General features: G+C 71.3%; 12 protein-coding genes. 9 read left to right on the forward strand and 3 right to left on the reverse strand.

What is annotated here, in order from left to right:
• Positions 1-14: 14 nt before the first annotated feature.
• From gatC to ACFTE1_RS05540, 6 genes are all read left to right on the forward strand, one after another.
• Entirely contained in the window at positions 15-314 is a 300-nt protein-coding gene (gatC, locus tag ACFTE1_RS05515; protein ID WP_380625097.1) for an Asp-tRNA(Asn)/Glu-tRNA(Gln) amidotransferase subunit GatC, read from the forward strand.
• Positions 314-1,819 carry an Asp-tRNA(Asn)/Glu-tRNA(Gln) amidotransferase subunit GatA gene (gene gatA, locus ACFTE1_RS05520; RefSeq protein ID WP_380625099.1) on the forward strand — a complete coding sequence of 502 codons (1,506 nt, stop codon included), beginning with the start codon at positions 314-316 and terminating at the stop codon, positions 1,817-1,819. Before gatC ends, gatA begins: the two co-directional genes overlap by 1 nt.
• A complete protein-coding gene (gene gatB / locus ACFTE1_RS05525; RefSeq protein WP_380625101.1) occupies positions 1,819-3,306 on the forward strand; it encodes an Asp-tRNA(Asn)/Glu-tRNA(Gln) amidotransferase subunit GatB in 1,488 nt (495 codons plus the stop codon). Before gatA ends, gatB begins: the two co-directional genes overlap by 1 nt.
• Before the next feature lie 666 nt (positions 3,307-3,972).
• Complete coding sequence (gene mgtE / locus ACFTE1_RS05530) at positions 3,973-5,313, forward strand: magnesium transporter (protein WP_380625102.1); 1,341 nt, start codon at positions 3,973-3,975, stop codon at positions 5,311-5,313.
• A gap of 140 nt (positions 5,314-5,453) precedes the next feature.
• A complete protein-coding gene (locus ACFTE1_RS05535) occupies positions 5,454-6,440 on the forward strand; it encodes a hypothetical protein (RefSeq protein WP_380625103.1) in 987 nt (328 codons plus the stop codon).
• A 246-nt stretch (positions 6,441-6,686) separates the two neighbouring features.
• Positions 6,687-7,886, forward strand: coding sequence for a sulfotransferase family protein (locus ACFTE1_RS05540; protein WP_380625105.1), 1,200 nt, complete (start codon positions 6,687-6,689; stop codon positions 7,884-7,886).
• A gap of 231 nt (positions 7,887-8,117) precedes the next feature.
• Here the strand turns inward: ACFTE1_RS05540 and ACFTE1_RS05545 are convergent, their stop codons facing one another.
• On the reverse strand, positions 8,118-8,888 hold the full coding sequence (locus tag ACFTE1_RS05545; protein WP_380625107.1) for an SDR family NAD(P)-dependent oxidoreductase: 771 nt from the start codon (positions 8,886-8,888) through the stop codon (positions 8,118-8,120).
• A 62-nt stretch (positions 8,889-8,950) separates the two neighbouring features.
• Between ACFTE1_RS05545 and ACFTE1_RS05550 the strand changes: the two genes are divergently transcribed.
• Together ACFTE1_RS05550 and ACFTE1_RS05555 are read left to right on the forward strand one after the other, a co-directional pair.
• The gene (locus tag ACFTE1_RS05550) at positions 8,951-9,541 is read left to right on the forward strand and encodes a TetR/AcrR family transcriptional regulator (RefSeq protein ID WP_380625109.1); all 591 of its coding nucleotides are present in this window, start codon (positions 8,951-8,953) and stop codon (positions 9,539-9,541) included.
• 104 nt (positions 9,542-9,645) lie between these two features.
• Positions 9,646-9,993 (forward strand): rhodanese-like domain-containing protein, encoded by a 348-nt coding sequence (locus ACFTE1_RS05555; protein ID WP_380625111.1) that lies wholly within the window; start codon positions 9,646-9,648, stop codon positions 9,991-9,993.
• Between the two features lie 173 nt (positions 9,994-10,166).
• On the opposite strand, the gene ACFTE1_RS05560 is transcribed toward ACFTE1_RS05555, so the two are convergent.
• Together ACFTE1_RS05560 and ACFTE1_RS05565 are read right to left on the reverse strand one after the other, a co-directional pair.
• Positions 10,167-10,820, reverse strand: coding sequence for a GNAT family N-acetyltransferase (locus ACFTE1_RS05560; protein ID WP_380625113.1), 654 nt, complete (start codon positions 10,818-10,820; stop codon positions 10,167-10,169).
• Positions 10,821-10,967: 147 nt separating this feature from the next.
• Complete coding sequence (locus ACFTE1_RS05565) at positions 10,968-11,669, reverse strand: DsbA family oxidoreductase (protein WP_380625806.1); 702 nt, start codon at positions 11,667-11,669, stop codon at positions 10,968-10,970.
• Positions 11,670-11,798: 129 nt separating this feature from the next.
• Here ACFTE1_RS05565 and ACFTE1_RS05570 point away from each other — a divergent pair, with 129 nt between their 5' ends.
• Positions 11,799-12,743 carry a hypothetical protein gene (locus ACFTE1_RS05570; protein ID WP_380625115.1) on the forward strand — a complete coding sequence of 315 codons (945 nt, stop codon included), beginning with the start codon at positions 11,799-11,801 and terminating at the stop codon, positions 12,741-12,743.
• Positions 12,744-12,750 lie beyond the last annotated feature (7 nt).

A 12,750-nucleotide genomic window follows, 5' to 3' on the forward strand; every position in this document is an offset into this window, starting at 1 on the left:
GTAAGGACGAAACCGTGAGCACGATCTCTCGCGCCGAAGTCGCGCACCTGGCGCACCTGGCCCGATTGGAAGTCACCGAGGAAGAGCTGGACGCCTTCGCCGGCCAGCTCGACGTGATCCTCGAGTCCATGAAGACCCTCTCCGAGGTCGACACCGACGGGGTGCCCCCCACCTCGCAGGCGGTGCCGCTCGTCAACGTGTTCCGGGAAGACCAGCCGCAGCCCTCGCTCCAACGCGACGACGTCCTGGCCGGAGCGCCGGACTCCGCCGAAGACCGTTTCCGCGTCCCGCAGATCCTGAGCGAGGAAGAGTAATGACCGAACGCATCATCGACAAGACCGCGGCCGCCCTGGCCGAGGACATCCGCGAGGGCCGCCTCACCTCCGTCGAGGTGACCCGGGCGTTCCTCGACCGCATCGCCGCCGTCGACGGCGAGATCAAGGCCTTCACGACCGTCGACGCCGAGGGCGCGCTCGCCCAGGCCGCCGAGGTCGACGCGAAGCTCAAGGCCGGGGAGGAGCTCTCCCCGCTGGCGGGCGTGCCGATCGCCGTCAAGGACCTCTTCGTCACCAAGGGCCTGCGCACCACCGCCTCCTCCAAGATGCTGGAGGAATGGATCCCGCCCTACGACGGCACCATCGTCGAGCGCGTCCGCGCCGCCGGGCTGCCGATCCTGGGCAAGACCAACCTGGACGAGTTCGCCATGGGCTCCTCCACCGAGTACTCCGCGTTCGGCGCCACCAAGAACCCGTGGGACACCGACCGCATCCCCGGCGGCTCCGGCGGCGGCTCCTCGGCCGCCGTCGCCGCCAAGATGGCCCCGCTGGCCCTCGGCACCGACACCGGCGGCTCGATCCGCCAGCCCGGCGCCGTCACCGGCACCTTCGGCGGCAAGCCGACCTACGGCTCCAACTCCCGCTACGGCGTCATCGCCTTCTCCTCCTCGCTGGACACGCCCGGCCCGGTGACCCGCACGGTCCTGGACGGCGCGCTGCTCAACGAGGTCATCTCCGGCCACGACCCGAAGGACTCGACCTCGATCCCGCAGGACGTCCGCCCCGTCGCCGACGCCGCCCGCGAGGGCTCCGGCGGCGACCTGTCCGGCGTCACGCTCGGCGTCGTCAAAGAGTTCGCCGAGGGCTCGGCCCAGGGCGCCGAGCCCGGCGTGATCGAGGCCTACCAGGCCGGCGTCGAGCAGCTGGTCAAGCTGGGCGCCACCGTCAAGGAGATCAGCGCCCCGCACTTCGCCTACGCGCTGCCGACCTACTACCTGATCGCGCCCTCCGAGGCCAGCTCCAACCTCGCCCGCTACGACTCGGTCCGCTACGGGCTGCGCGTCGGCGACGACGGCGACAACTCCCTGGAGCAGGTCATGTCGAAGACCCGCGAGGCCGGCTTCGGCCCCGAGGTCAAGCGCCGCATCATCCTGGGAACCTACGCGCTGAGCGCCGGGTACATCGACCAGTTCTACGGCCAGGCCCAGAAGGTCCGCACCCTCATCAAGCGCGACTTCGAGGCCGCGTTCGCCGAGGTCGACGCCCTGGTCAGCCCGACCACGCCGTTCATCGCCTTCCCGTTCGGGTCGCGCACCGCCGACCCGTACCAGATGTACCTCTCCGACCTGTACACCATCCCCTCCAATCTCTACGGCGGCCCGGCCGTCTCGGTCCCCGCCGGACTGTCCGAGGGCATGCCCGTGGGGCTCCAGGTCATGGGGCCGGTCATGCGCGACGAGGTCTGCTACCGCGTCGCCGCCGCCCTCGAGTCGACCCAGAGCCCGATCCTGGCCGAGACCGCACCGGAAGCTGAGGAAGCCTGATGACCGCACTCAACAAGTACGAGACCGCCGTCAAGGACTACGAGCCGGTCCTCGGCCTGGAGACCCACGTCGAGCTGGGCACGAACACCAAGATGTTCTGCGGCTGCACCACCGTCTTCGGCGCCGAGCCCAACACGCAGACGTGCCCGGTCTGCCTGGGCCTGCCCGGGGCGCTGCCCGTGGCGAACAAGACCGCGATCGAGTCGACCATCCTCATCGGACTCGCGCTCAACTGCCGCATCGCCGAGTGGACCCGCTTCGCGCGCAAGAACTACTTCTACCCCGACATGCCCAAGAACTTCCAGACCTCCCAGTACGAGGAGCCGCTCTGCGAGGACGGGTACGTCGAGGTCAGCGTCGACGGAAAGCCCTACCGCGTCGAGATCGAGCGCGTCCACCTCGAAGAGGACACCGGCAAGAGCCTCCACGTCGGCGGCTCCACCGGCCGCATCCACGGCGCCACCGAGTCCCTCCTCGACTACAACCGCGCCGGCATCCCGCTGGTCGAGATCGTCACCAAGCCCGTCCCGGGCGCCGGCGCGCTCGCCCCCGAGGTCGCCCGCGCCTACGTGACGGAGCTGCGCGACATCCTCCGCTCCCTGAACGTCTCCGACGTCCGCATGGAGCAGGGCAGCATGCGCTGCGACGTCAACCTCTCCCTCAACAAGCCCGGCGAGGAGTGGGGCACCCGAACCGAGACCAAGAACGTCAACTCGCTGCGCTCGGTCGAGCGGTCGGTCCGCTACGAGATCCGCCGCCAGTCGGCGCTGCTGGACAAGGGCGAGAAGATCCACCAGGAGACCCGCCACTTCCAGGAGGCCACCGGAGAGACCAGCCCGGGCCGCTCCAAGGAGACGGCCACCGACTACCGGTACTTCCCGGAGCCGGACCTGGCCGTCATGGAGCCCTCCCGCGAATGGGTGGAGTCCCTGCGCGAGCGCCTGCCGGAGCTGCCGTCCAAGCGCCGCGCCCGCCTCCAGGAGGAGTGGGGACTCTCGGAGAAGGAGATGGACTCGGTGAACAACGCCGGGGCCCTCGACCTCATCGGGGCGACCGTCTCTGCCGGGGCCGCTCCCCAGTCGGCGGTCAAGTGGTGGCTGGGGGAGCTCTCCCGCCGCGCCAACGAGGCGGGCCTCGAACTGGACGCCATGTCCGTCACTCCCGCCCAGGTCGCCGAGCTCCAGGGCATGGTCGACGAGGGCAGGCTCAATGACAAGCTGGCCCGCCAGGTCATCGACGGCGTGCTCGCCGGCGAGGGGGGTCCGGCCGAGGTCGCCTCCGCGCGCGGGCTCGAGGTCGTCTCCGACACCGGTGCGCTGGAGAAGGCCGTCGACGAGGCCATCGCGGCCAACGCCGAGGTCGCCGAGAAGATCCGCGGCGGCGCCCACCAGGCCGCCGGCGTGCTCATCGGCCAGGTCATGAAGGCCACCAAGGGGCAGGCCGACGCCAAGGCCGTCCGCGAGCTGATCATCGCCAAGCTCAGCTGAGTGTGAACGCGGGAAGGGCCGGGGCTCCTCGCTCCGGCCCTTTCGCGTCCCCGAAAGGTGTGAGCTGCGAGTCCTCGGCGGGTCGAATGCGGCCGGCGGCCCTGCCCTGTTGCTACCCTTGGGGAGTAATTCTCACTGACGGCCCCGGTCGGGGGCCGGCCCTAGGGGATTGACCGCCGTCGGCGGCGACCGCGGCCCGCGCCCCGGTACGCCGTCTCCGCCCTTTCGCCTGGCTGGCGCCCTCCGGGACGTCCGAGCCCCGCGAGCGGGCGGATCCGACACACCGGACTGGAATCCATCCCTGAGAAGGGCCACCGTGTTCCGAGGCAGTCCCGCTGCCCGGAGCGAGCGATCACCCGCCTGGGCCTCGTTCCAGGCACCGAATGAAAGGCGCCCGAGCCGGCAGGCTCGCAGCGCGCCGAATCCCGCGGAGGGGAGGTGGGGGCTGTGAACGACGACCCCGGAGATAGTCGCGAGTACGACGTGAACTCGGAAAATTCCCGCAATGGCTCTCACCGTGCCCTGCGACCCGCCTAAGGTATAGCCAGCACACGCAACGCGCCGGCGCCCCGTCGCGCCCGCACGCAGGCATGCCCGAACCGGCTCGCGCGGACTCCGTCCACCGGAGGCTGCTTGGCACGGCCCGACCCCGGATAGAGGTGGCTGATGACCAACCGCACCGCACCGATCTCACCGGCCGCAGTGGACTCCCTGACCTCCCTGCGGGCGCACCTCGGCGACATCTCCACAGTAGAACTCGCCGAAGAGCTGCCCCGTATGGAGGTGACCGAGCAGGCCCTGCGCTTCCGGCTGCTCCCCAAGGACCGCGCCCTCGCGGTCTTCGAAGAACTCGACCCCGTCCACCAGCAGGAACTCCTCGACGCCCTCAAGGACGAGTACGTCCGCGACCTGCTCGACTCCATGGAGGCCGACGACCGCGCCAAGCTCTTCGACGAGGCCCCGGCCACGGTCGCCACCCGGCTCCAGGCCCAGCTCTCGCCGTCCGAGCGCCGTGCCACCGCCCAGCTCCTGGGCTATCCGCCCGAGTCGGCCGGGCGCATCATGACGCCGGACTACGTGTCCCTGCGCGCCACCATGACCGCCGCGGAGGCCATCGAGCGGATCCGCTCCCTCCGCAGCCGGCCCCGACACCTCGACGTCCTGCCCGTCACCGACGGGCACCGCAAGCTGCTCGGCGTCGTCGACCTCCCCGACCTCGTCGCCGCCGACCCCGACACCGTCATCGCCGACCTCGTCTCACTGGAGCACCACGAGGTCGACACGGACGTCGACCAGGAGGACGCCGCGCGCCTCATCCAGGAGGCCAACCTCAACGCCCTCCCCGTCGTCGACCACGAGGGCCGCCTGGTCGGCCTGGTCACCGTCGACGACGCCATGGAGATCCTGGAGGAGGAGGACACCGAGGACGCGGCGCGGTTCGGCTCGGCCGTCCCGCTGGAGCGGCCCTACCTGGCGGCCGGCGTATTCCGGCTGGCCCGTTCGCGGGCGATGTGGCTGACGGTCCTGGCCGCGGCCGCGACGCTGAGCATCTCGGTGCTGTCCCGCTTCGAGGACGCCCTCGCCGCCGCTCCCGTCCTGGCCCTCTTCATGACCCTCCTGACCGGCACCGGGGGCAACTCGGGCGCGCAGGCCTCGGCGGTCATCATCCGCGCCATGGCCGTCGGCGAGGTGAGGTTCTCCGACGCGCTGCGGATCATGTGGCGCGAGGGCCGGGTGGGGCTCACCCTCGGCCTGATGCTCGGGACGCTGGGCGGCCCCATCGTCGCCCTGCTCTACGACCCCGCCGTGGGACTGGTGATCGGCCTGACGCTCCTGGCCGTCTGCACCTGGTCCACCCTCGTGGGGTCGATGCTGCCGTTGCTGGCGAACAAGGTCGGGGTGGACCCCGCCGTCGTCTCGGCGCCGCTGATCGCCACGCTCTGCGACGCCACCGGGCTGTTGATCTACTTCTCGATCGCCCTGGCGGTCATTCCCGGGCTCGCCTGATTCCGTACCGCTGGGGGAGTACGGCGGACCGCGTTGTCGTGCAAGGGGAGTAGCGGCGATTTCGGCCGCGGGGCAGATGCCCCCGGCCGCCGCGGCCCGTAGCGTCGGACGTCATGGGAAACAACGTCCGAGGAGCCGCCATGAACGCCAGAGTCCAGCACGTCACCCCGGTTCGTCCCTCCCGCGCGGAGGGGCCTGTCGCCGCCGTCTATTCCCGGTCGGAGACCGAGCTCGGCACCGCCGGGCCCGTCGTCCGGATGCTCTCGCCCGCGCCTGAGCTGCTCGCCCCCGTCTGGTCCCTCCTGCGAGAGTCCCTGCTGGTCGGCGGGCCCGCCGAACGCGTCGGCAAGGAGGTCGTCGCGCTCACGGTGTCCCTGCGCAACGGCTGCTCCTTCTGCACCGCCGCCCATGCGGGGTTCCTCGACCTGCTGACCGACGATCAGCTGGGGACCCGGATCGCCAAGGGGGAAGACCCGGCTGAGTACGCCGCCCTCACGGCCTGGGCCCGCGACCCCTCCGGGCCGCCGCCGTGCGAGCCGGGCGAGGTCCCCCGCTACACGGGGACCCTTCTGGCCAAGGAGGTCGTCACCCGGTTCGTCGACGTCCTCGTCGCCCCCGGCGACCCGTCCTTCTCCTCCCCTTCTCAGGAGGCCGCGTTCTACGCCTCCGTCAAGGCGGCCCTCGCCAGGGACCTCGTGCCCGGTGAGAGCCTCGCTGAGGTGAACGACCTCCGCGAGCGCCTGGAGAACGGCCTCTGGGGCGATCCGGTCCGGTTGACGCCGAACGAGCCGGCCTGGGCCGCCGGATCGCCTGTCGGCTCGGCGTACGCCCACTTCCAGGCCGTCGCCGGCATGGGGCGGCGGCTGATGAGCCCCGAGGCCGCCGTCATCCTCGAGGAACGCGTCGCCGAAGACGCCTCCGAGATCGGGGACGCGGCCCGTTACCTCCCCGCTCAGGCCCGCCGCGGTCTCGAAATCGCCTTCTCCAGCGGCCAACGGCCCCACGCGATCACCGCCGGCCTCATGGAGGAGTGGCGCCGCGGGGACATGTCCGACCACTGCGCCCTGTTCGTCATGGCCTTCGGCATCGGCCAGGCGCTCAGGAGAATGGAGAAGCGGGTGCGGTGATCCGCCGGCGGAGGGGCGCACCAGGGGGAATGGCGGACCCCTCCGCCGGCCGCCAGGGCCCCGCGCGCCGGCACCGGCGCGCGGGGCCCGCCCGAACCGGTCCGCACCGGGCGGAGCGGGAGGTGCGGGCTGCTTCTCGCGGCTCATCCCCGCCGAGGGTCCGGCGGGCACCGATACGCCCGCCGCGCTGGATGTGAAAGAATCTCCCTGTCCGCCACGAGCCTCCGGAGACGCATAGGAACCCCGATGAGACGAGTCGCCCCCTGGGTCGGAGCCGCCAACACGGTCACCGCCTTCGCCACCGCACGCCAGATGAAGCGCCACGACGCCGTCTTCGACCGCATGGTCGCCAAGGCCGAGGCGGAGTCCGGCGGACGGGCGGCCGACCACCCCGACTTCATCGCGTCCTACCGGCTGCTGCTCGGACACTTCGCGGGCGTCGACGACCTCTCCACCCTCGGCTGGAAGGCCATGGTCGACGACCTGCAACGCCGCATCACCAACTACCTGCGGGTAGAGCGGATCTGCGCCGAGAACCCCGCGATCCTCGAGGAGCCGGTGGAGAGCCCCGTCTTCGTCGTCGGGCTGCCCCGGACCGCGACCACCCTGGCGCACAAGATCCTCGTGGTGCCCGAAGAGAACCGCGGCCCTCTCATGTGGGAGCTCATCTACACCGACCGCTCCGACATCGACCCCGCGCTGAAGGCCAAGCGGATCAAGTCGACCGCCCGGATGGCCCGCCTCGCCGGCAAGGCCTCGCCCATGTGGAACCTCATCCACCCCATGGACGCCCACCAGCCCGAGGAGTGCGTCTTCGCCCTGCCCCACGGCCCGCAGTTCTACACGCGGGCCCGCGTGCCCGGCTACCTCGAATGGCTCAAGACCCACGACTTCGCCCTGGACTACCGCTTCCTGAAGAAGGTCCTCCAGGTGCTCCAGTGGGGACGGCCCCGGACCCGGTGGATCCTCAAGTCGCCCTTCCACCTCTACAACCTCGACAAGGTTCTGGAAGTGTTCGGCGACGCGACCGTCCTGTGGACCCACCGCGACCCCATGACCGTTCTGGGCTCCTGGTGCAGCCTGGTGGAGACCGGCATGGCGCTCCACAACCGCCGCTGGGACCCCGAGCAGATAGGCGCGGACTGGCTGCGGCTCCTGTCCGAGGGCGTGGGCGCCGCACGCGACGTCCGCTCCACCGCATCCGCCGGCCGCTTCGTCGACGTCGGATACCACTCCCTCTCGGCCGACCCGCACCGCGAGATGCCGAAGCTCTTCGCCCGCCTCGGCATGACCTGGACCGAGCACGAGGAGCGGAACCTCGCCGAAGTGGTGGCCGGACCGGGGACGCGCCGCGCCCACGAGTACGACCTCACGCACTACGGACTGGACGACTCCGCCGTGGACGAGGCGTTCGGCGACTACGGCCGGCTCGGCTTCCTCCGGTAGACCCCGGGCGGCCGCGGGGCACGGCCGCGCCGGGACGAGCGGCGGACAGGTCGAAGAATAGACCACGGGAGGCCGCGGGCCGTGGGGCCGTCGGCCGCACCGCGTAGGCCGCGACCGCGGAGCACCGGCGCGGCCATATAGCGCGCGAGCACTTGTCGAGTTTCGACCTCCTGCCCTCCGGGACACCGGCGCGGCCGTAGAGCGTGCCCCCTCCGGCCGGCCGGCGCGCCGTCACAGGGCGCTGCCGCCCGTCGCGTCGAGAATCTGCCCCGTCGTCCAACGGCTCCGCTCCGAGGCCAGGTACGCGACCAGCTCCGCGACCTCTTCGGGCTGCCCGATCCGCCCGAAGACCGAGTAGGCCTCCGCCCCGGCGCGCGCCTCGGGGTCGCCCAGCCAGCCGGCGTTCATGTCGGTCTCGATCACGCCGGGCATGACGGCGTTGACGGTGATGTTCCGGCGCCCCAGGACCGGCGCGAGCGCCAGGGTCAGGGTGTTCAAGGCGCCCTTCGACGCCGCGTAGGCCACGTGCGTCGGTGCGGCGATGCGCGTGAAGCCCGTCGAGATGTTGACGACCCGTCCGCTTCCGTCGGCCAGTTGTGGCGCGAGTTCCTGGGTCAGGAACAGCGGGGCGGTCAGGTTGACGTCCACCACCCGGCGGTACGTCTCCTCGTCGATCTCGCCGAGCCCCTGGGGCTCCCCGATGCCGGCGTTGTTGACCAGCGCGTGCACCCGGCGCTCGCCGGTCTCTCCCTCGACCTTGTCGAGGAAGTCGGCCGCGAGCGCCTTCGCGGCGGCGACGGTGTCGTCTCCGAAGGCGCGGCGCAGGAGGAGCGGTGTGGCGCCCTTCTTCTCGATCTCCCGGGCCGTCTCCCGTGCGGCGTCTTCGTTCCCGGCGTAGTGGAGTCCGACGACCCCGTATCCGTCCTCCGCCAGCGCCAGGGCGATGGCGCGCCCGATTCCCCTCGTTCCCCCGGTGACCAGTGCGGTCTTGGTGTCCGACATGTCGACTCCTGTTTTGTAGTGGTTGATATAAAACGTGGGGCGAGAGTATCATAGTGTTCGTTATGAAACAACGGGGACCGGGCGGGCGACCGCGCAAATTCGACGAGGCGGCAGTCCTGGACGCCGCCATGAAGGTGTTCTGGCGGCACGGGTTCGACGGGACCAGCATGGCCGAGCTGCAGAAGGCCACCGGCCTCAACCCGCCGAGCCTCTACGGGGCCTTCGGGTCCAAGGAGCAGCTCTACCGGCGGGTCCTCGACCGCTACGCCGAGGTCTACGGCTTCGCCCCCGACCCGGACCTGCCTCCGCGAGAGGCCATAGAGCGGTTCCTCCACCGCGCCGCCGAGACCTTCTCCTCGGGGGAGCACCCGCGCGGGTGCATGATCTCCACCGCCGCGCTCGCGGTCAAGGACGGGGAGGGTTCCGTCTGCGCCGAGACGGCGATGCGCCGCGCGGCGACCCTGCGGCTGATCCGGCGCCGGCTCGTGGAGGCACAGGAGGGCGGCGGGCTCTGCGGCGGGGACGTCGACGCGATCGCCCGCTATTTCGGCGCGATGGTCCAGGGCATGTCCGTGCAGGCCGTGGACGGCGCCGGCGAGGAGGAGCTGCGCACCATGGCGGACATCGCCATGCGCATCTGGCCGGAGGGGTGACCGGATCCCGGCCGGGGCGCGGTCTCCGCCACGAGCGGTGGTTCACGCCCGTGCGACGGCGGAACGGATCGGGCGCGCCCGGTTCGCGCGGTAGTATCCGGGACATGGATTACGGCTCTTCTGTTCCCGCCGTCGGCGTCGACGCGCTCTCCGACGGCGACTTTCTCCTGGACGTCCGCGAGGACGACGAGTGGCGGGCGGGCCACGCCCCCGACGCCCTGCACATCCCCATGTCCGAGTTCGCCGCCCGCTACGGCGAGCTGACCGAGGCCGCGCCGCGAGACGGCAAGGTCTACGTCATCTGCCGCGTTGGGGGACGGTCCGCCCAGGTGGCGGCGTATCTCGGGCAGCACGGTGTCGACGCCGTGAACGTCGCCGGGGGCATGCAGCACTGGGAGGCCGCCGGACGCCCGGTCGTGGACGACGAGGGGCAGCCGGGGGCCGTCATCTGAGGGACGCCCCCGGCCGGGGCGCCGCCCGGCGATGTCCGGGACCCGCCGTCGGCCTTCCTCGGAGTCGAAGGCCGACAGTAGGAGGCCTGGCACGCCGATATGGACGCGGAGTCCGCCCTTTTCCGGGACGAAGGCACCGGCGGGAAGCCCGGCGCGCCGATTCGGTCGTCGCGTCAGTCCCCTTCGGGGACGAAGGCCCCGGACAGCTCGGCGACCGCGACCCAGCCGAGCCTCTCGTACAGGGCCCGCCCGTCATTGGTCGCTCCGAGGATGCCCCGCGAGACGCCCAGGGCGAGAGCACGGTCGGCCAGTTCGGCCATGACCGCGGTGCCGAGTCCCCGGCGCCGGTGGGCGGGCGACGTGCTGACGCGGTCGAAGATCGCGCTCTCGCCTGTGAGCCCGAGGTTGGCCGAGGCGGCCTCCTCGTCCGCGGAGTCGTAGACCTTCGCCACGAGCCGGTGGTCGGACTCCTCCACCTCCATCCGGTATTCGGGGGAGAGCGAGTGCCCGGACTTCACCAGGCGCGTGGTCATGTAGTGGCCGTCGGCGTCGATCCGCCAATGGTCGGGGAGGGCCTCTCGCACCTCCTCCTGGGAACCGGCGACCTTGATCCACTGCCCCGGGCCGTCGAGCCGCTCGGCCCAGGAGCGCAGGGAATCGAGCGTGTAGGTGTGGAAGATGTGGCGGTCGCGGTGCCCGCGGTCGCCCACGTGGATGCGGAACCCGCCCTCGACCGGCGTCGGCCGCTCGGTGCGGCGGGAGCGGGACCAGCCGCGCCCCCACTCCATGACCAGGTTCGGAATGTCGTGTGCGGTGTCGGTGTCCATGGCGCCTCCTAATGCGAGTCGGCGGCAATAATAGGAGAGGGGACCGACGGTTTCAAGGCCGTTCCCGGCCATGGTTCCGCGGGCGCTCAACGACGCCCCGTGCCGGCTGGGGGACCAGTCGCACGGCCGGTCCCCGTCTCCCCGCCGTCAGACGGCGCAGCCGTCGGGGCCGCAGGAGTCGTCTCCGGAACCGAGGTTCTCCAGCTTCGGGGCCTTCTCGGCCCAGACCTTGTCCAGCGCCTCCCGGAACAGCTCCACGGGCTGGGCGCCCGAGATCCCGTAGCGGTCGTCGAGGACGAAGAACGGCACGCCCGTCGCCCCGAGGTCGGAGGCCCGCCGCTCTTCCTCGCGGACGGCGTCGGCATAGGCGTCGGGGTCGTCGAGGACGGCCTTGACGTCCTCCTCGGCAAGTCCGGCTCCGACGGCGACCTCCGCGGCGCGGGAGTTGTCGAACACCGACTCCTCCTCGGCGAAGTTGGCCCGGTAGAACGCGTCCCAGACCTCCTTCTCCAGCCCCTTGTCGCGGGCGAGGTGCAGGACGCGGTGCAGGTCGAAGGTGTTGCCGTGGTCGCGGCCGCGCGTGCGGTAGTCGAGCCCCATCTCGCCGGCCAGCGATCCGAGCCGGTCCTCGTTCTCCTCGATCTGCTCCTCGGTCGCGCCGTACTTCTCGGCGATGAGGGGAATGACGGGCCCGACCCTGTCCTTCGGGAAGTTCGGGTCGAGTTCGAAGGAACGGTGCCGGATCTCGACCCGGTCGCCGTGCTCGAACTCCGCGACGGCCCGGTCCAGGCGGGCCTTGCCCACGTAGCACCACGGGCAGGCGATGTCCGACCAGACGTCGATGTGGATGGTTTCGCTCATGCGGGGGAAACGCCGGGGGAGGGGGCCGGTATTTCCCCTGTGGCCCGATCCTCACCTCCGCCGGAACCGCCGGACGCCGTCGCGCGGCCCCTGGCACTTCCTGGCTACGATCGCTCCATGGACGATTCCCTCACCGACATCGACATCCGTATCCGCGAACTGAGAACCCGGCTCCGCCACCTCGACCACGTAGACGCTCAGCGGCGCGCGCTCGATCGGCAGCGCGGTGAAGCCGAGTCGGAACTGGCCGGGCTGGAGCGGGAACTGGAGGAGGAGCGGCGCGACGTCCACCGCCTGGAGAAGCCGTCCCTCACCTCGCTGCTGGCCTCGGTCAAAGGCGAGAAGGCCGAGCGGATGGACCGCGAACGCCTGGAGGCCGCCCGGGCCGAGCAGAAGGTGCGCCACCAGCGCGGCCGCCTGGAGCGACTCGGCCTGGACGCCGAGGCCATGGACCGCGAGCTGGAGACCCGCGCCGCCGCCGAGTCGGAGTACGAACGGGTCCTGGCGGAGAAGGAGGAGCGCCTCCGCGCCGGCGGCCACCCGGCCGTGCCGGAGCTGGACGCCGTCGACAACCGTGTGACCGACCTCGAGGAGGACCTCAGGGAGCACGACGAGGCCGTGGAAGAGGGCCGGCGGTCCCTGGAGGCCGTCCGCAAGGCGGCCGGGCAGGTCGAACGGGCCCGCGAACTGGCTCAGGCCGACGTCTTCGGCGGCGGCGTCTTCACCAGCGCGGCGAAGGCCGACGAGATCGAGAAGGCGTCGGCGGAGTCCCTCCGGGCGCAGGAGGTCCTGGACCGCTTCGCCCGCGAGCTTGCCGATGTGGGCCTGGAGGTCGAGTTCCGTCTGCCGCTGCTGAACACCGACTGGTTCGGCGACGTCCTCCTCGACGACTTCTTCACCGACATCGCCACGCACGACGAGGTCGACGGTGCCCGCGCGGTCCTGGACGGCCTGGTCAAGTGGATCGAGCAGCGGTTGGACGATCTGGACGGGGCGGCGCGGCGCCTGCGGGCCGAGCGGGAGGAGTCCCTCCGCGAGAGGGCGGACCTCCTCTCCCGCTGAGCCCCGG

The sequence above is a fragment of the Salininema proteolyticum genome, from assembly GCF_042685645.1.
In the GTDB taxonomy this organism is placed as follows: domain Bacteria; phylum Actinomycetota; class Actinomycetes; order Mycobacteriales; family Micromonosporaceae; genus Salininema; species Salininema proteolyticum.